The organism is Pseudophaeobacter sp. A-200-2, from assembly GCF_041008815.1.
GTDB lineage: Bacteria > Pseudomonadota > Alphaproteobacteria > Rhodobacterales > Rhodobacteraceae > Phycobacter > Phycobacter gallaeciensis_A.
Window position 1 is genome coordinate 420,966 of sequence record NZ_JAXGFU010000001.1, and the last position, 18,399, is coordinate 439,364.

Sequence of the window (18,399 nt, forward strand, 5' to 3'; positions counted from 1 at the left end):
GATCAGGACGCGGCGGCGGCGGTCTCGCGGATCCGCTCGATCATGGCGCGCAGACCGTTGGAACGCTGCGCCGAAAGGTGATCGTTCAGCCCCAAGCGGCCCAGTTCAGCCTTGGCATCCACGGCCAGAACCTCGGCCAGCGTCAACCCGTTATAAAGCGATCGCAGAACCGAAATCAGACCACGCACGATCATCGCGTCGCTGTCGCCGTCAAAATGGAACCGACCGCCTTCGATCACCGGATGCAGCCAGACCTGACTGGCGCAGCCTTCGACCTTGGTTGCGGGGACCTTCAGCGCATCGTCCAGCGGGGTCATTTCCTTGCCCTGATCGATGACATGGCGATAGCGGTCTTCCCAGTCTTCCAGGAATTCGAAGTCCTCGACGATCTCTTCAAATGCGGCGCTGGCCATGAAAGGACAATCCCCTGTTGGTTACGGTGCGAGCAGATCAGCAGTTATGCGGCTGGCCCGGTCTTTTCAACCGCTTTTCAACGCAGCAGCAATCGGGTAACCACAGTCAGGGAGAACTCAAACGGGCAGGACATCATGCGCAAACCCCTTTCACTACTCTTGGCCAGTGCAATTGTTCTGGCGGGCTGCGGCGGCTGGCGTGACTCCCGCATCAACCCGAGCAACTGGTTCGGCAGCTCCCGTGTGGCTGAGGCCCCGGTAGACGGCGACGTGAACCCGCTGATCCCCGAAAAGGTCGGCAATGGCCTGCTCGACAAACCCGAGGCCGAGGACCGCAGCGTTCTGATCGCCGAGGTCAGTGAATTGCGCATTGAAAAGACCCCCACCGGGGCCATCGTCTATGCCACTGGTGTTGCCTCGCGGCTGGGCGCCTTTGATGTCGAGATGCGCCCGGTGCCGAATGACGATCCTGCCGTTCTCGAATATGATTTCCGGGTGGTCTATCCCGAAGACGCCACCGCCGTGGGCAGTGCCTTCAGCCGCACCCTGCGCGCTGCGGTCAGCCTCGGAAGGCAGGATCTGGCGGGCATTCGCACGATCCGCGTCAACGGATCCGGCAACGCCCGCGAAAGCCGCCGTCGCTGATCAGGCGCCGTACGCGAACAGGCTACTGCCCTTTGTACCCGCACTTAGACCCTGACGACCACCAAAGGTTCGTCAGGGCAATGTGAGAGATTTTTCGCAGGAACGGGTGCCGCTTAGAGGGAAACAACCTTCACGGATTGCCCCTGCGCCGCCAGTGCGATTTCCCCGTCACACAGACGCAGCGCATCGGCACCAAAGACTTCGCGGCGCCAGCCCGTCAGGGCCGCCACATCGCGCTGCCCGGCGGCGATAGCATCCAGATCAGCGCTAGGCGCGATCAGCTTGGCCGCGACGCCTGAACTTTCGGTCTTTGCCTTCAGCAGTACCCGCAACAGGTCCGCAAGCGCGGGATTGACCTGCAGTTTTTCACGGCTGCGGTCGGGTTTGGGTTGCTTCTCCGGCGGGCAGTTCACGCCGCGCGCAACCGCCTCCAGAATACCTTCGGCAATGGCGCCCTTGCGGGCCTCACGCAGCAAGAGGCGCGAGCCGCCCAGATCCGAACCGGTGCGCGGTTTGGTCGAGGCCAGTTCGACCAGCGCGTCATCTTTGAACACCCGGTTGCGTGGCACGTTGTTGCGCTGTGCGTAATCTTCGCGGAACGCCGCCAGTTCGCGCACCACGGCCAGGAATTTACCCGAGGTGGTGCGGGTTTTGATCCGGCGCCAGGCCTCTTGCGGGCGAATGTCATACGTAGCGGGATCGGTCAGAACCTGCAGTTCCTCGGCCACCCAGTGGCTGCGGCCGCTGCGGTCCAGCTCGGCAGCGAGGTATTCATAGATCCGGCGCAGGTGGGTCACATCCGCCAGCGCATAGGTTTTCTGCGCATCACTCAGTGGGCGGCGCGACCAGTCGGTAAACCGCGAGGTCTTGTCGAGCCCCTGTTTCACGATCTTGCGCACCAGAGTTTCATAGCCCACCTGTTCGCCAAAGCCGCAGACCATGGCGGCCACCTGCGTGTCGAACAGCGGTTTCGGGAAAACGCCCGCATCGACCCAGAAAATCTCCAGATCCTGCCGCGCGGCATGGAACACCTTCACCACGCTTTCATCGCGGAACAGCGTGTAAAGCGGCTCCAGAGACAGACCGTCGGCCAGCGGATCGACCAGCACCGCGTCCGTTTCACCATCGCCGGAAAACGCCAGCTGGATCAGGCACAGCTTGGAATAATAGGTTCGCTCGCGCAGGAACTCGGTATCCACCGTCACATAGTCATGCTTGGCAGCCTCCTGACAGAAGGCAGTCAACTCTTCGGTGGTGGTGAGTGTTTTCATCGGTCGCGGCTTTTCTTTATATTTCATGCGTATCACCCGGTGATACGCCCTTGGTTCCTGCATTGCAAACGGCGCGGGAAAGATCAGTCGATCAGAACCGGTGTCCGGTCCCCGGCTGCGTAACGACGCAGCACTGCCGGATACAGCAGGTGTTCCTTCACCAGAACCCGCTGGGCCAGATCCTCGGGCGTGTCCCCCGGTAGGATCGGAACCCGCGCCTGCCCCAGAACCGGACCATCATCCAACGCGGGCGTGACCTCGTGCACGGTGCAGCCGTGTTCCTTGTCGCCCGCCTCAAGCGCGCGTGCGTGGGTGTGCAGCCCCTTGTATTTGGGCAGCAGCGACGGGTGAATATTCAGCATCCGGCCCTGAAACTGCGACACGAAACCAGCGGTCAGAACCCGCATGAACCCGGCAAGGCAGACGATATCGGCGCCGGCCTCCAGAATGGGTTTGACCAGTTCCGCCTCAAACGCCTCGCGGTCGCCCTTGAACGGGCGGTGATCCACCACTGCGGTGGCGACACCGGCAGCGGCAGCCTTCTTCAGCCCGCCCGCATCGGCATTGTTGGACAGGACCAGACAGGGGCGCGCCGGATGGTCTCCGGTCATGCTTTCCAGCAGCGACACCATATTGGAGCCGCCGCCCGAAATCAGAATGGCAACCTTCTTGTGGCTCACAGCAGCTTGCCCGAGTAACGCATACCCTCGCCCGGGGTCACGGAGCCAAGGCGGCTGACGGTCTCGCCTTCGCCTTCCAGAACCTCGGTCAGCGCATCTGCGCGATCGGCAGAGACCGACAGGATCATGCCAATGCCGCAGTTGAAGGTCTTCAGCATCTCAGCCTCGGCGATGCCGCCGGTTTCCTCCATCCATTTGAACACCGGCGGCAGCTGCCAGGCGTTCAGATCGATATCAGCGCCCAACCCTTCGGGCAGCACGCGCGGCAGGTTCTCGGTCAGGCCGCCGCCGGTGATATGGGCCAGCGCATGCACGCCCCCTGCCCGTACCGCCGCCAGCGATTGTTTCACATAAAGCCGGGTCGGAGTCAGCAGCGCCTCACCAAGTGTGCCCTCGGCAAAGGGACAATCGGCATCCCAGCCGAGTCCCGACACTTCAACCAGCTTGCGCACCAGCGAATAGCCATTGGAATGCACCCCATCCGAGGCTAGCCCCAACAGGACATCCCCCTCTTCCACGCCTTCGGGCAGCGCGGTGCCGCGCTCCATCGCGCCGACGGCAAAGCCCGCAAGGTCGAAATCACCCTCGGGATACATGCCCGGCATTTCTGCCGTCTCACCACCGATCAGCGCACAGCCAGAGCGCACACAGCCCTCGGCGATGCCTTCGATGATGCGTGCTGCGGTTTCTGTTTCCAGCTTGCCGGTGGCGAAATAGTCAAGGAAGAACAACGGCTCGGCGCCTTGACAGACCAGATCGTTGACGCACATGGCAACCAGATCGATGCCGACGCCATCCACAACACCGGTATCAATGGCAATGCGCAGCTTGGTGCCCACGCCATCGGTGGCACCCACCAGGATCGGATCATTGTACCCGGCGGCTTTCAGATCAAACAGCGCTCCAAAACCGCCCAGACCGCTCATCACGCCAGAGCGATTGGTGCGTTTCGCGGCCGGCTTGATCCGGTCCACCAATGCATTTCCTGCATCAATGTCCACACCTGCATCCGCATAGGTCAAACCGTTCTTGCCGCTGGTCATCGCTTGGCTCCTTTAGAAACGTTGCGCAGCCTTTAACGCAAGGCGCTTCGGAAGGGAACAAGGGAATCTGCCGCGCCGCAAGAGGCAGCGCGGCAAACCTGTCAAACTGCGTCTCTCACGCTCGGATTACAGGCCGAATTGCCAAGGCGCCTGATGAAACCGGAAGCCTTTCCCTGCGCGCAGCACCTTGCCGAGCCCCGGGAAGTCCAGATGCATCCCGACAACCAGCAGATCATCCGCCGCAGCCCGGTCGAACATCTGCCGCCGTGTCTGCGCGGCCAGCGCCTGATCGACGTCAAAGGGAATGGTCCAGTCCGGCTCGGCGAATTGCAGGGCGGCGCTGTGAACAACATCGCCCCAGAACAACAGCGCCTCGCTGCCCGCATCAAGCATGAACCCGGTATGTCCCGGTGTGTGGCCGGGCAGCGGCACCGCGCTGAGCCCACTTGCGGCCTCGGCCTCCCCCCTCAACAGTTTCAGGCGGTCCACATAGGGCGCGACGCTGTTGCGCGCCGTCTGGAAGAAGCTGCGGCTTTCCTCAGGCACCGCAGCCAGAACCGCCTCATCGTGCCAGTAATCCCACTCCGCCGCAGCCACCGCCAGTTCCGCATTGGCAAAGGCGGCACGGCCATCCGGCGTCAGCAATCCACCGCTATGGTCAGGGTGGATATGGGTCAGCAGCACGGTCGTAATCTGCTCAGGCGTCACACCCGCCGCTGCCAGGGCCGCAGGCAGCGCGCCCAGATCCGGCCCCATCAATTGCGCCGTCCCGGTATCGATCAGGGTATATTCACCGCCCTGCTCCACCAGATAGCCATTGACCGGGATTTCCAGACCTTTCGCATTTTCGCGATAAAGCGAGCCTGCCAGCGCCGCCTCTGCCTTGGCGGCGTCATAGCCAGTGAAAAACTCCGGCTTGATCGCCAGATGCCCATCCAGCAGCGCGGTAATCCGCGCATCGCCCAGTGTGAACTGATGTAGCACTGGCACCGGCCCCCGCGGCGCCGCAGCAGCAGGAGTGATCAATGCAGGTGCTGCAGCCGCCGCTGGGGCGACCGCAGCGGCTTTCAAAAGGGTTCTTCGGGTGATAGTCATAAGACACTCCAATATCTGATCAGCGGAATTTCCCCGCACCCTGCAGATAAGGTGCATATATCTTAGGTATCAGTCACAAAAGTCAGATACCGATTATAAGCATTGCTAATAGGTATATCATGGACAGGCTTTCACTTCTGGAAACATTTGTCGTGGCGCTGGATGAAGGCAGCCTGAACCGCGCGGCGCAGCGCCGGGGCATGACCCAATCCGCAGTCAGCCAGCAGATCAAGCAGCTGGAGAGCTTGCTGGGCCAGCAACTGCTGCACCGCAGCGCCCGCGGCGTGCAGGCCACCCGGGCCGGGGATCTGGTCTTTACCCACGCCCAGGGACTGCTGGGTGGCTATGACCGGCTAACAGCCGAGCTGGACAGCCTGAACGCCAGCGTCTCCGGTACCTTTCGCATCAGCACCAGCACCTTCCTTGGCCGCAGCGTGGTCGGACCGCTTCTTCTGGAGCTGGACCGGCAATACCCCGATCTAGACATCGTCATGCGGTTGGAGGACCGGCTGGTCGATGTGGTGCGCGAGAATTACGATCTTGCCATCCGCAGCGGCAAGCTGGGCAGCACCGATGGCGTGGGCCGCAAGATCGCGGAGTTGGAAACCGTGCTCTTTGCTTCACCAGCCTATCTTGATGCCGTGGGGCGACCGCAGCAGCCCGAAGACTTGATAAGGCTTAAGTTCATCCAGCTGCACGAAGACCAGACCGAAGGTTTCTTTCCGCTGCACCGTGATGGCCAGGAAGTCCTGGCGCCGATCCGGGTTGGTTTCACGGCAGACGATCCCGAACTCATCATTCAGGCGGTGACCAACGGCTCTGGCTACACCCGCGCCCCGCGTCCTTTTGTCGAGGACCAGCTGCGCGATGGCACCTTCGAACAGGTGCTGCCGGAGTACAACGCCCCGGACAAGGACGTCTTTGCGGTCTTCCCCTCGCGCCACAGTATCGACCGGCGGCGGGAACTGGTGATCGATGGAGTGACAGAGCGCCTGACCCAGATACACCGCCGGGCGGCGCAGCCGAGACCCGCGACAATCATCGCTTGACCTTACCCGCGCCATTTCCTAACCACTTGCTTACGGCGGGCCTGTAGCTCAACGGTTAGAGCAGAGCGCTCATAACGCTTTGGTTGCAGGTTCGAATCCTGCCGGGCCTACCACACCACCAATGACTTGCCTCAATGCCGCAGTACACCTGCGCACCCATCGGTTTTTCTTGCGGCGCAGCAGCGCTGTTGCACAAGCCGACAGCGGTCGTACTTTTGCTTTAGAATTGCAGTGCATTTTTCAAGCGCTACAGAGCAGCCCCGGTCAAAGCGACATCGCCCCGACGCTGCCGCCACCGCAAACATACAGGGTCTGACCGGTGACAAACCCGTTCTCCGGATCGCAAAAGAACAGAAAGGCGTTCGAGATATCGCGCACTGTGCCGAGACGTCCCACCGGAATGCGCTTCGCCAGCTCTGCCTCACGGTCGCTGCCCTTGGGAATGATCCCCCAGAAGTTATCGGTCTGCACGGGGCCGGGAGAGACCACATTCACCGTGATGCCATGCCCGGCAAGCTCAAGCGCCCAGGTGCGGGCCATGCCGATGATCCCCGCCTTGGTCGCCGAGTAGGCCGTGCGCGTCGGCACACCAAGTGCCGCACGCGAGCCGTTGAAAAGAACGCGTCCAAAACCGCACGCCTTCATCGCAGGCAAGAAGGCCTGCAACAGCGTCAGCGGTGCCGCAAGGTGCAGCTGCGTCAGCCCGGCCAGATCTTCGGGCGATGCCTCTTCCAGCAGATTGGGCCAGATCATCCCGGCATTGTTCACCAGATGCGTCACGTCATGATTGGCAGCGATTTCTGCTGCAGCCCTCGCCGTGGCGCTTGGGTCCAGCAGGTCGACCTCCACATGATGCAGGCCCGGGTCCGACCACTCAGGCGCGCCGCGTGACAGGGACACAACCGTGTATCCCTTTGCAATCAGGCGCTGCCCCAGATCGGCGCCAATTCCCTTGCTGCCACCCGTGATAACAGCCGTGTAGTTGCTCATGTCGTCACCATTGCCAGCACGCGCAGGGGGCTGCCCGTACCGCCTTTAATCTTGAGAGGAGGGGCAATCAGCAGCGCACCCGTGGGGGGCAGCTGATCCAGGTTGCGCAGGCATTGCAGCCCGAATTTGCCTGCCCCATGAAGCAAGTAATGCGCCGGATAGGGTGGTACGTAATGAGCGCCCTGACCGGCATCGGTGCCAACGGTTTCGGTGCCAAAGCCGCGAATATCGCGTTTCAGCAGCAGCTCGATCGCTGCCGGGGTCGGCCCCGGTGAATGCGGCCCGTCCTCTGCCATGTTGAGATAGGCTGCCCCGCTGCGCTTGGACCAATCGGTGCGCATCAGGACCCAGCTGTCGGCAGGGATTTCTCCGTGCTCGGCCTCCCAGGCTTCGATGATCTGTGACGTCAGTTCGAAATCGTCGTCCTTGGCCGCCCCTTCGGAACAATCGATCACCACGACCGGGCCGACAAAGACGCTAGGATCGATCTCATCCACTGCGCCATTGGGCACATCCTTGCCCGACACCCAGTGGATAGGGGCGTCAAAATGGGTGCCCGTGTGTTCATTGAGGGTCAGGTTGTGCCACTTCCACGCGGGTCCGCGATGATCATAGGCGCTGACCTCTTCCATGCGGAAGCGGGCACATTGGCCAAATTCCGGCGGCAGGATGATCACCGGGAAATCCGGGTCCAGCGTATGGGTCAGGTCCACGATACGCGCCGCACCGCTGCCCAGCGCCACCGCCACATCTGCAATAAGATCGCTCATGATCCGCCTCCGGTCATTTCCCGCTCCAGCAGCAGCGCATCCGCCTGCCAGCGCGCATAGTGATCACGCGCGATGTCGCCGCAGGTGACCTCTTCCAGCCCATCAACCAACCCGCCGACGACCGAGCGCGCCACGGCGTTCGGCGTCACCTTGGGCGGTGGCAGGGGCTGGAACCAGGCATCACCCTCGATGGGGCCGATATAGACATTCATCACACGCAAGCCGCTCTGGCGGAATTCGGCGCGCAGGCTTTGCGAGATCGACCGCGCCGCCGCCTGGGACGCCCCGAATGTGCCAAAGCCCGGATCCGGCACCAGCGCCTGAACCGAGAGGATGTTCACGAAGGCCGCCGCCGAGTTGGTGCCATCCTGCACCCGCGCCGCCATGCCGGGGCCAAACCCCTGCGCCAGCCGCATCAAGCCCAAGGTGTTCACCTCGAAACCGTCGCGGGCAAAGACCGTGTCATTGCCCATGATCCCGCCGGGGCGCACGAAACTGGCCGTGTTGATCAGGATATCGACCTTGCCGCCGATCTCGGCCGCCAGCTTTTCGATCGACGTCACATCCGTCACGTCCAGCGGCAGCAGCGAGACGTTTTCCATCGCTTCAAAGGCCGCGCGTTCCGGCCAGCTGCGCCAGGCTTCCGGCTCCCCCAGGAACACATGGGAGGCACCGGCCTTGAGCAGCGCCTGCGTCAGGGCTAGGGCCACCGGCGCGCGCGCATCACTGATCAGGACGCGGCGGTATTTTGGATCGGACGACATCGCCCGCAGCACGGAATCATCTTGCATCGCATCGCTTCCTTTCTGTGGCAGCGCAACCAAGACGCCCTGCCCGGCCCTGTCCAGTTTCAACGCCATGCGCACCGCATCGCCGCGCCCAACCTCGCCATGCAGATGGCAATTCAGCATCGGCCCGGCATCGAGTTTCACCGCGCCCATGCGCCAGGGCATCCGTTCACGGAAATAGGGTTCGGGCGACACACGGATCGTGGTTTCAGCCATCACCGTGCCGGATGGATCCACATCCTGCCAGCGCAGATCAGTGGACAGGCATTTGTGGCAGGCATCGCGTGGCGGATATTGTACCGCCCGGCAGTCTGCACAGACCTGCAAGCCAAAACGACCCTGCGCGGCCATCACACCCAGACCAAGTGCAGCCCGGCTGCGCGTGGCGGGGGGCAGCACCGGCACGGCCGTGCGCCTTTGCGGGTCTTTCTTTTTCGGCGGGACCAGTGGTTCACTCATGACGCCCCTCCTTCAATCACAGCGGCAGAGGAACAAAGACCCCGATCATAGTTGATCACGCCAAAGCCCGACACGGCCGCCCGGCGCGCGTCCTCGACCTGGGTTGGCCCCGCTGTTCCCGTGACCTGCCGCAGCGCCTCGACAAGGCCAAGATAGCCGCCTGCCGCGCCGGCCTGCCCGACCGACAGCTGCCCGCCCGAGGTGTTATGCGGGAAATCGCCGCCGATGGTCAGATCGTGGCGGCGCACGAACTCCGCGCCCTCGCCCTTAGCGCAGAACCCCAGATCCTCGAACTGCATCATGCAGATCACCGGGTAGTCATCATAGGTTTGCAAGACGTCGATCTCGTCCGGGCCGTGACCCGCCATCTGCCACAGCTCATCCACGTCCACAGCCCAGCCGCCGCGCAGCTGCATGGGATCCTCGGGAAAGGCATTGGTGCGCTCGATGGTGGCGCTGATGCGGGCAAAGGGCAGGCCCTTGGAGACGGCCATCTCTTCGCGCATGACCACAAAGGCCTCAGCGCCTGCGCAGGGCATCACGCAATCAAACAGGCCGATCGGGTTCGAGATCATGCGGCCCTCAAGGTATTGATCGAGGCTCAGCGGTTTTTTCATGATCGCCTGCGGGTTCTTCAGGGCATTGGCCCGCTGCGCCACGGCGATACGGCCGAAATCCTCCCGCGTGGCGCCAAACTCTTGCATATAGGCGTCCTGCAACAGGGCAAAGCTGGCGTTGGGGCCGCCGAACCCATAGGGAAAGGTCGCATCCATCGAGAACCGCGAAAAGGCGGACAGGAGGGTGCGGAAACTGTCGATCCGGTTGGTGTCCCCCGACACGCAGGCGATGACATCGGCGTCGCCGCATTGCACCGCGCGCGCCGCCCGGCGCAGGGCGGCAACACCGCAGGCCCCGCCCATCGGAACGGTATCGAGCCACCGAGGCGAAATGCCCAGATGTTGCGTCAGGCCAACAGGCGTATCGGGCGCCAGGGTAAAGCTGGAGACCGAAAGCCCGTCCAGCTGCTGCGGTGTCATACCGATCACCTTCAGGGCCTCGCGCAGGGCGCGGGCGATCCACCAATGGGCGGTTTCATTGGTGTAGCGCACGTAGGGCACCGATACGGGCGCGGTCAGCACAACCCCGTCATAGGGCAGACGGTTCATGCCGCGCTCCGCTTTTTCAGATGGCGGGTGTCGATGGTCTGGGGTTCCTTCAGCAGCTCAGCCGCGCGCGTCTTCAGGACCGCCCGTTGCAGCTTCTGGGTCGCGGTGACGGGCAGGTCTTCGACAAAGGCGATGTAGCCGGGTGCCTTGTAATAGGCCAACTGCGTCAGGCACCATGTGGTGATCTCATGGGCAAGCTCCGGGCTGGCCCCCTCCTTGGCAATGATGCAGGCAAAGACCTCGTCACCCCGGATCTCATCAGGAACGGCGGCGACCGCAACGCTTTGAACTGCCGGATGGCGGGCCAGGACGGATTCCACCTCGACCGCCGCGATGTTTTCCCCGGATCTGCGGATCACGTTCTTCTTGCGGTCGACGAAATACATCGTCCCGTCCGCCGCGCGCCGCACGATATCGCCGGTGTGAAACCAGCCGCCTTCCCAGGCCTCATCCGTTGCGTCCGGGTTCTTGAAGTAACCTGCAAAGAAGCCCTTGCGCGGATCCGGCCCTGCATGGCGCACCAGCAATTCGCCCTGATCGGCATCGGCGCCGCTGTCATCCACCAGCCGCGCCTCGACCGTGTCCTGCGGCCAGCCGATGCAGGAGGTGCCCACATTGCGTGGTTCGCGGTTGGCACAGATGGTGGCCCCTGCCCCGGTTTCGGTCATCGCCCAGGCCTCGGTCAGGGCAAAGCCGAAGCGTTCTTCGAAGGGGGCATGGAGTTTGGGATCAATCCCTGCGCCAAACCCGAAGCGCACCGAATGATTGCGATCCTCCGCGCAAGGCTCCGCCCCCATCAGCATCGAGGGCATCACGCCCAGATAATGCAGGCAGGTTGCCCGGCTGCGGCGCACCGAGTCCCACCAGCTGCGTGGATGGAAACGATCCAGTGCCGTCAGGCAGCCGCCCACGGCAACCATCGCCATAAAGGAAAAGGCCATGGCGTTCATGTGAAAGATCGGCAGCGGCGTGATCATCCGCTCGCCATCCGTGTTCAACGCACAAACACCGGTTGCGGTGCTGTACCAGCGGCCCGCCTCGATGAAATACTCATCGGTCAGGATGCAGCCCTTGGGCTGCCCGGTGGTGCCGGAGGTATAGAGCAGCGCCGCCTCTGCATCGCCATTACGCACGGCGATGGCCTCGGTTCTGACGGCCTTCGGCAGCGGTTCCCCAAGTGTCACCACAGGCATCTGAACCTTGGCCGCCTCAGCGGCGCTGCGCAGCTCGTCCGCGCGACTGGCCAGCGACAGGGCCAGAACAGGTTCGCCGTGCCCGATCATGTATTCCATTTCAGCGGCGCGCAGATCGGGGTTCACGGGAACAACAGAGTTCCCGAGCGCATTGAAGGCCAGCCACCACAGGAAATAGCTGGGCCGGTTTTCCAGCAGGACCATAACGCGCTGGCCCTTGACGTATCCGGCGGCCTCGATCTCTGCGACATGGTCCTGCACCGTCTTCAGGGCCTCGGCGTAGGTGATCTCACCTGCGTCGATCCCGTAGGTCTCTGCCGTCTCTGGCAGCACATTCAGGAACGGACGGTCGGGCCAGCGGGCGGCGCTTTCTGCAAAGGCGCCAAAAACGGTCTGTGCAGTGATCATGGCAGCAACTGGATATTGCGGAAGGCCGCGTCGCAATTGAGGAGATCAACCCGCTTGCCCGCAATCCGAAGCGCCCCGTCCACCAGGGCCAGATCATGCCGCACGGTCAAGGCCAGCAACTGCTGCTCGTCCAGGCGCGTCTCCACATAGTGCATGGAGGTATTGGTCACGAAACGGTCTTCACCCATCTCGTCCACGAATGGGCGCTGAATGACATGATGACAGCGGCTTTTTGGCTTTTGGCTGAAGGTGCGCGCACCGTTCAGACGCTCGACCCGCAGCTTCAGCATGAACATGTCCTCGTATAGCAGCGAGGTCTGATTGATCGGATCGGTCTGCTTGTAATCAAGCGGCATCCAGTAGATCCCGTCGGGCAGCCAGAGCGACAGCCACTCGTCATAGCGGCCCTCGTCCAGCATCCGCACCTCGTCATAGATGAAATCGATCAGCTGATCCCGTGTGACACTCATTCCGCCACCTCCTGTTCCGGGGCATCATAGGTCATGAACTTGGCCCAGGCGTTGAACTGGTTGCGCATCTGGCGTTCGGTGGTGCCGTTGTGCACAGCTTCCTCGCTGAAATCCTCGTCCTCTTCGAGCAATCGCTGGACGTTGACCCATTCCATACCGTCGGCGTGCAATCCTTCCTGCGCGCGCTCGTACATCTCAAGATCGTCATGCCCGACAATCGATGTGGGCGCATTGATCATGCGGTTGTACATTGCCGTGCGGGCAGTCAGCGCATCCGGCGCCCCAACCAACCGGTAGATATAGCTTTCCACGATGGTCTTGTCGGCCGCGAGCGGGATAAAGACCCGCAGCTGCTGGATCGGTCCCTTGATCATGATATTGGGGAAATAGACGGTGTTGTGGCGGTTGTCATCCAGGATGGCCTTTGCCCGCTCCTCTCCGTAGCTTTCGGTCAGGGCCTCAAAGTATCCGGGAATGGCGGAGTAGTCCGAATGGATCGAATGACTCACGCCCGTGTGCCCGTGCCCATTGGGCCATGTGCGGATGCCCATGCCCTCGAAGAACTCATAGGGGGACATGAAGGGCGCGATGATCTCCATCGCGGGGGGCTTGGGCGTGCCTTCCGGCAGGTCCAGCTCTTCGTATAGCTTCACTGCGGTTCCGGCGCTGCTTTCATGCGCGACCATTGGATGGCAGGTGTCGGTCTGGTTTTCGACCAGCATTTTCCAATTGCAGTGATGCAGATAGCGTAGCGGCGGGCCGACCACCTCAAGCCGACCTTCGGGCGAGCGGTCCATCATATTGTCGAGCGAGCTGAGACTGTCGCCAAAGAACTCCTCGAAACTGATGCCCTCTTCGGCCAGCCGCGCAAAGATGAAGCCGCGGTAGTTCTTGACTGCACCCACCGCCTTCATGCCCTTGCCGCTTTCTGTCTCTTCAAGGCCGGTGCCCTCGTATCCCTTTTTGAGTGGGATCGCGAGCAGGCAGCCATCGGTCTTGAAGGACCACGCGTGATAGGGGCAGCGGAAGAATTTACCGGTATTGCCCTGCCGGTCGATGACGATCTTGGTGCCCTTGTGCGGGCAGCGGTTATAGAGGACATGAATGTCATCCGCCTTGTGGCGCACCTGGATGACAGGCTGATCCCCGATCTGGGTTGCAAAGTAGTCGCCCTTGACCGGGGTCTGGCTTTCATGGCCGACGAACACCCATGAGTTGGCAAAGACATGCTTCATCTCAAGCTTGAAGATGTCCTCGTTGATATAGACATCCCGGTGCACCTGATGGGGCTGCACAAGGGACGCCGCCGCAGTTGGGTTTCCTGAATAGCTGACCATGTCCGTTCCCCTATATATCCAGCACCAGCCGCGCGGATTTCGCCCGACTCACGCATATCTGCATCACATCACCGGCGGCGCGTTCCGCTTCGCTGAGCACAACATCGCGGTGATCCGGCACACCCTCGATCACGTCGCATTGGCAGATGCCGCAATCGCCACGCTGGCAATCGTAAAGGACATCGACGTCATGCTCCTCCAGCACCTCCACGATGGTTTTGTCCGCAGGGATGGTGAAGACCCTGCCATCGTTGATCTGCACCTCAAAGGCGCTGTCACCCTCCTGCGCCTCGGCCGCGGTGAAGAGTTCGAAATGCACATGATCCGCTGGAATACCGGCACCTTCGGCCTTGGCGCGCACCGCATCCAGCAGGCCCCGCGGACCGCAGGCGTAAAGATGTGCATCCCCCAGCCCACTTATGAGTGCATCCAGATCCAGCGCGCTCGAGTCATCATCGCAATGCAGGTGAAACGCCTCGCCCAAGGTGTCCGCCAGCCTCTCGTGATAGGCCATGGCGGCACCCGTACGGCCCGCATAGTGGAACGCGAATCTTTGGCCTGCCGCCTGCAAGGCCGCCGCCATCGAAATCATTGGCGTGACCCCGATGCCGCCCGCCAATAGAACAGCCGGGGCGTCCAGCTTCACCGGGAAATCATTCTTGGGCGCTGCAAAAGTAACAGGATCTCCCACCGTCAGCGCATGCATCGCCTTGGAGCCGCCCTGCCCCTCATCTTCGCGCTGAACGGTGATGCGGTATTCCTTCGGCGCGGACATCAGGTCAGCATCAAACGCCACCAGCGAATAGGCGCGGGTTCCGCCCGGCACGTCGAACTCGACATGCGCGCCGGCCTCCCATTCGGGCAACACGCGACCATCTGTTGCAGCCACTATCAGGCTGCTGATACGGTCGGTCAGCGGTGTAACCTCCAGTACGACACCATCAATTTTGCTCACGGGAGTCCTCCTTTTGAAAGAATATGAAATTTCATATAACTCAGGTCAAGACATTTCTGGGCGTCGCCTTGGCGCATGCTGGGTGGACCTATGACAACGCCAGTCAGCCCGGATGGCACACCGGGGTTTGTGAGCAACTACCTGCTTTATCTGCTTGCTGCCGCCAGCGAAGGGGCCAGTGCCCAGTTTCACGCCCAAGTCCGCAGCTCGGGCCTGCGCGTGCCGGAATGGCGGGTGCTGGCTTGCCTGCACGACTGCGAAGGCGCAATGATCACGCAGTTGGCCCGGATCGCGCTGGTTGAGCAATCCCGCCTGACCCGCATCATCGCCCAGATGGAGAAGCGCGGACTACTGATCCGCCAAAGCGATCCTGAAGATGGCAGACGGGTCCGCGTCTTTTTGACGCCGGAGGGGCGCGCGTTGACCAACAGGCTGGTTCCACAGGCACAAGCCCATGAAAAGGCCTTGCTAGAACGCCTGACAGAGCACGGCGGACACCACCTGAAGCCCATACTGCATGCATTGCTGAACACCCTGGAAGAGGACGCGCCAGAGAAGCTTTAAGCAGAAAATAGTTTTCAAGACGGCAAAAATGGAGTTACATGAAAACGCATATACCTTCCGAATTGGGGCGCTAGACCCTGAAAATGGTATGAATCCAACATTCTGGGAGACACTCCAATGACCAAGCTAACCAAGATTCTGGCCAGCGCCGCCGTTGCGATCAGCATGGGAACCAGTGCATTTTCTGCCGAAACGATCACCATTTCCACATGGCTGCCGCCCACCCACCCGGTGAACACTGAAATGTTCGCTCAACTGGGCGAGATGATGTCAGAGGCGACAGACGGTGCCGTGATGACCGAGCTGAAGAGCGGTCTTGCCTCGCCGCCTGCGCAGATGGATCTGGTCCTTGATGGCATCGCGGATGTGGCAATCCTGTTTCACGGTTACACGCCCGGACGGTTCGTCGGCACCAAGCTGGTCGAGATCCCCGGCTACGAGGGCAACGCCGAAGCCTCCTCGGTCGCTCATTGGCGGGTGCACGAAGCCATTCTTAAGGACCTGAACGAGCATCGCGGCGTCAAGGTCATCGCACTGACGACCCACGGCCCGGGGCAGATCCACTCGAACAAAGAGGTCAACACCATGGCCGATCTGTCTGGCCTCAAGACACGTTTGGGCGGTGGTGTCTCCGCAGACGTAGGCGCGAAACTGGGTCTTGTCGGCATTCAGGTGCCTGCCCCCAAGGTCTACGAGACGCTTGATTCCGGCGCTGCAGATGCGGTTGCCATGAACCTTGGCGAACGTATCAGCTTCAAACTGAACGAAGTGGCCAAGAACGTCTATGAAATGCCCGGCGGCTTCTATCGTGGCTCCTTCTCGGTCATCATGAGCCAGGAGAAATTCGACAGCCTGCCCGCCGATGTGCAGGAGGCCCTCGACAGCAAGGTCTTCGGCGAACCCGCATCGCGGATGATGGGCGCGGTCTGGGACAAAAGCGACGCGACCGCACGCAAGCTGACCCTGGACACCGCGGACAATAAGATCGTTGAGGCCAGCGCGGAAGATCAGGCAGCCTTTGCCATCATGGCCGCAGAGGTCCGCGACAAGATCATCGCAGAGGTGACAGCCGCAGGCGTCGACGGGCAAGCCGCCTATGACATGATGGTCAAGGAAATGGCCGCCGCGTCTGGCAAGTAAACGATCCGGAAAACGGGACCGGCGCACAGATGGGCGCCGGTCCTTTCATATCCTACTGCGCTCAAGCGAGGCCCGATGCAATACGCCCTCCGGTTCCTGACCGCCCTTTCAAAACTGCCGATGTTCCTGGCCAACCTGTCCCTTTTTGCGCTGATGTGCCTGACCTTTGCAGATGTGCTGATGCGCTCGGTTTTCAATGCCCCGATCGAAGCGGCAACCGAACTGATCCGTATCGGCATTGCGCTTATCGTGTTCGCCGCCTTGCCGGTTCTGAGCGCCCAGAACGGCCATATCGCCGTTGATCTGTTGGACGGGCCGTTCCGCAGGATGAGACTTGAACGCTGGCGTGATGCGGCTGTTGCCCTGATCTGTGCTGTGATGCTGTGGTATCCGGCGGGCCGTGTTGTGGATCTGGCGGAACGCTCGCGCAGCTACGGCGACGTGACAGAATACCTGTCGATCCCCACCTTTTATATCGCCTATTTCATCGCAGCGATGATCTACGTCACCGCTGTCGCATTGATCGGGCGCGGCCTGCTGCACCTCATTGCGCCGCATATGCTGGAGGCCAAGAATGCTTGAATCCTTCCTTGGCTTTATCGCCGTCTTCGTTCTGGTCCTGCTGCGCATCCCGATTGCCTTTGCCATGGGTTTTGTCGGCATGATCGGGCTGATTTATGAAACCAGCTATCGCGCTGCGATTTCGATGGTCGGGCGCTTGATCATCGACACCGCACAGGACTATGGGCTCAGCGTCATTCCCCTGTTCATCCTGATGGGGCTTTTCGTCAACAAGGGTGGGATCAGTCGCGAGCTCTACCGCGTCTCGAACGCCTTTCTGGGACATTTCCGTGGCGGTCTGGCCATGGCCACAATCGTGGCCTGCGGTGGGTTTGCGGCCATCTGTGGTTCCTCGCTGGCAACGGCGGCAACCATGGCCAAGGTGGCCATGCCGGAAATGCGCAAATACGGATATGCAGACGGTCTTTCCAGTGCCTCCATCGCGGCGGGCGGCACCCTGGGCATTCTCATTCCGCCTTCCGTGATCCTGGTGATCTACGGGCTGCTCACGGAAACATCGATCGGTAAGCTGTTCATCGCGGGCATCGTTCCCGGCTTCCTTGGCGTCCTGTTCTACCTTGCGGCCGTGCGCCTGACCGTGATGCGCCACCCAGAGGCGGGCCCTGCCGGGACGCGTGCCACATGGGGCGAACGCCTGCAGGCGCTCAGCCATGTCTGGGCCGTTCTGCTGCTGTTTTTTCTGGTCATCGGCGGCCTTTACGGAGCGCTCAATTTCTGGCCGCTGAATCTCGCCTTTTCCCCGACCGAGGCCGCAGGCATGGGCGCAATGGGCGCTTTCCTGATCGCCCTGGCCCGGGGCAACCTGAATTGGCGAAGCATTCGCGAAGTCCTGGGGGAGACGGCTCTGACCACGGCCTCGCTCTTTGCGGTTCTTATAGGGGCCTGGGTGTTTTCCAACTTCGTCAATCTGGCCGGTCTGCCCGAAGGGCTACTAGCGCTGGTCACATCGCTTGATCTGGGGCCCTGGGTCGTGATGATCCTGATCATATTGATCTACCTCGGCCTCGGTTGCATCTTCGAAAGCATGTCGATGCTGCTCCTGACCGTGCCGATTTTCTTTCCCCTGATCACATCGCTGGGGTTCGATCCGGTCTGGTTCGGCATCGTTGTCGTCGTTGTGATCGAGATCAGCCTGATCACGCCTCCCGTCGGCTTGAACGTCTTCATCCTCAAAGGGGTGGTTGGTGACGTTTCGACCGCTACCATCTTTCGCGGCGTGACGCCTTTCTGGCTGATGGATATCCTGCGCCTGATCCTGCTGCTCGCCTTCCCTACGCTTGTGCTGTTCTTGCCAAGTCAAATGTAGGAAGCGCGGCGGAACTGGTGCTTGGAGTTTCGTAGGCCGAGGCGCATGTACCACGTGAGGGCGGCTCACCTCGCC

The 18,399-nt window shown here is 61.6% G+C and carries 19 protein-coding genes and 1 tRNA gene; 7 read left to right on the forward strand and 13 right to left on the reverse strand.

All coding sequences use genetic code 11. From position 1 onward, the window contains the following. Positions 1-2: 2 nt before the first annotated feature. Entirely contained in the window at positions 3-413 is a 411-nt protein-coding gene (locus SM766_RS01915; RefSeq protein ID WP_274833874.1) for a SufE family protein, read from the reverse strand. A 135-nt stretch (positions 414-548) separates the two neighbouring features. Between SM766_RS01915 and SM766_RS01920 the strand changes: the two genes are divergently transcribed. Then, a complete protein-coding gene (locus SM766_RS01920) occupies positions 549-1,058 on the forward strand; it encodes a hypothetical protein (RefSeq protein ID WP_065273373.1) in 510 nt (169 codons plus the stop codon). 113 nt (positions 1,059-1,171) lie between these two features. Here SM766_RS01920 and rnd read toward each other — a convergent pair whose 3' ends face one another. The 4 genes from rnd to SM766_RS01940 all read right to left on the reverse strand — a co-directional run bounded on the left by rnd (position 1,172) and on the right by SM766_RS01940 (position 5,147). After that, entirely contained in the window at positions 1,172-2,329 is a 1,158-nt protein-coding gene (rnd, locus tag SM766_RS01925; RefSeq protein ID WP_368946810.1) for a ribonuclease D, read from the reverse strand. An 83-nt stretch (positions 2,330-2,412) separates the two neighbouring features. Continuing rightward, complete coding sequence (gene purN / locus SM766_RS01930) at positions 2,413-3,009, reverse strand: phosphoribosylglycinamide formyltransferase (protein WP_065273372.1); 597 nt, start codon at positions 3,007-3,009, stop codon at positions 2,413-2,415. After that, positions 3,006-4,052 (reverse strand): phosphoribosylformylglycinamidine cyclo-ligase, encoded by a 1,047-nt coding sequence (gene purM, locus SM766_RS01935; RefSeq protein WP_368946708.1) that lies wholly within the window; start codon positions 4,050-4,052, stop codon positions 3,006-3,008. The genes purN and purM overlap by 4 nt, the downstream gene beginning before the upstream one ends. Positions 4,053-4,178: 126 nt before the next feature. Beyond that, the gene (locus SM766_RS01940) at positions 4,179-5,147 is read right to left on the reverse strand and encodes an MBL fold metallo-hydrolase (protein WP_368946709.1); all 969 of its coding nucleotides are present in this window, start codon (positions 5,145-5,147) and stop codon (positions 4,179-4,181) included. A 119-nt stretch (positions 5,148-5,266) separates the two neighbouring features. Here SM766_RS01940 and SM766_RS01945 point away from each other — a divergent pair, with 119 nt between their 5' ends. After that, positions 5,267-6,196: a LysR family transcriptional regulator gene (locus SM766_RS01945; protein WP_368946710.1), complete on the forward strand. Its 930-nt coding sequence runs from the start codon at positions 5,267-5,269 to the stop codon at positions 6,194-6,196. 37 nt (positions 6,197-6,233) lie between these two features. Then, positions 6,234-6,309, forward strand: a tRNA-Ile gene (locus tag SM766_RS01950). 151 nt (positions 6,310-6,460) lie between these two features. Here SM766_RS01950 and SM766_RS01955 read toward each other — a convergent pair. The 8 genes from SM766_RS01955 to SM766_RS01990 are packed head-to-tail and all read right to left on the reverse strand — an operon-like array spanning position 6,461 to position 14,732. Then, positions 6,461-7,186 carry an SDR family NAD(P)-dependent oxidoreductase gene (locus SM766_RS01955; protein ID WP_368946711.1) on the reverse strand — a complete coding sequence of 242 codons (726 nt, stop codon included), beginning with the start codon at positions 7,184-7,186 and terminating at the stop codon, positions 6,461-6,463. Continuing rightward, positions 7,183-7,956: a cyclase family protein gene (locus tag SM766_RS01960; protein WP_368946712.1), complete on the reverse strand. Its 774-nt coding sequence runs from the start codon at positions 7,954-7,956 to the stop codon at positions 7,183-7,185. The genes SM766_RS01955 and SM766_RS01960 overlap by 4 nt, the downstream gene beginning before the upstream one ends. Then, positions 7,953-9,203: an SDR family NAD(P)-dependent oxidoreductase gene (locus SM766_RS01965; RefSeq protein ID WP_368946713.1), complete on the reverse strand. Its 1,251-nt coding sequence runs from the start codon at positions 9,201-9,203 to the stop codon at positions 7,953-7,955. Before SM766_RS01965 ends, SM766_RS01960 begins: the two co-directional genes overlap by 4 nt. Beyond that, complete coding sequence (locus SM766_RS01970; RefSeq protein ID WP_368946714.1) at positions 9,200-10,369, reverse strand: thiolase family protein; 1,170 nt, start codon at positions 10,367-10,369, stop codon at positions 9,200-9,202. Before SM766_RS01970 ends, SM766_RS01965 begins: the two co-directional genes overlap by 4 nt. Further along, positions 10,366-11,970 (reverse strand): AMP-binding protein, encoded by a 1,605-nt coding sequence (locus SM766_RS01975; RefSeq protein WP_368946715.1) that lies wholly within the window; start codon positions 11,968-11,970, stop codon positions 10,366-10,368. Before SM766_RS01975 ends, SM766_RS01970 begins: the two co-directional genes overlap by 4 nt. Then, entirely contained in the window at positions 11,967-12,440 is a 474-nt protein-coding gene (locus SM766_RS01980) for an aromatic-ring-hydroxylating dioxygenase subunit beta (RefSeq protein WP_065273363.1), read from the reverse strand. Before SM766_RS01980 ends, SM766_RS01975 begins: the two co-directional genes overlap by 4 nt. Beyond that, positions 12,437-13,777 carry an aromatic ring-hydroxylating dioxygenase subunit alpha gene (locus SM766_RS01985; protein ID WP_368946716.1) on the reverse strand — a complete coding sequence of 447 codons (1,341 nt, stop codon included), beginning with the start codon at positions 13,775-13,777 and terminating at the stop codon, positions 12,437-12,439. Before SM766_RS01985 ends, SM766_RS01980 begins: the two co-directional genes overlap by 4 nt. 10 nt (positions 13,778-13,787) lie before the next feature. Beyond that, positions 13,788-14,732 (reverse strand): PDR/VanB family oxidoreductase, encoded by a 945-nt coding sequence (locus SM766_RS01990; protein WP_368946717.1) that lies wholly within the window; start codon positions 14,730-14,732, stop codon positions 13,788-13,790. 90 nt (positions 14,733-14,822) lie between these two features. Between SM766_RS01990 and SM766_RS01995 the strand changes: the two genes are divergently transcribed. From SM766_RS01995 to SM766_RS02010, 4 genes are all read left to right on the forward strand, one after another. Continuing rightward, a complete protein-coding gene (locus SM766_RS01995; protein ID WP_274867575.1) occupies positions 14,823-15,296 on the forward strand; it encodes a MarR family winged helix-turn-helix transcriptional regulator in 474 nt (157 codons plus the stop codon). A 117-nt stretch (positions 15,297-15,413) separates the two neighbouring features. Further along, entirely contained in the window at positions 15,414-16,436 is a 1,023-nt protein-coding gene (locus SM766_RS02000; RefSeq protein ID WP_368946718.1) for a TRAP transporter substrate-binding protein, read from the forward strand. A gap of 75 nt (positions 16,437-16,511) precedes the next feature. After that, positions 16,512-17,018, forward strand: a complete 507-nt coding sequence (locus tag SM766_RS02005) for a TRAP transporter small permease (protein ID WP_065273358.1) — start codon at positions 16,512-16,514, stop codon at positions 17,016-17,018. Then, positions 17,011-18,324, forward strand: coding sequence for a TRAP transporter large permease (locus tag SM766_RS02010; RefSeq protein ID WP_368946719.1), 1,314 nt, complete (start codon positions 17,011-17,013; stop codon positions 18,322-18,324). Before SM766_RS02005 ends, SM766_RS02010 begins: the two co-directional genes overlap by 8 nt. Positions 18,325-18,399: the final 75 nt, after the last annotated feature.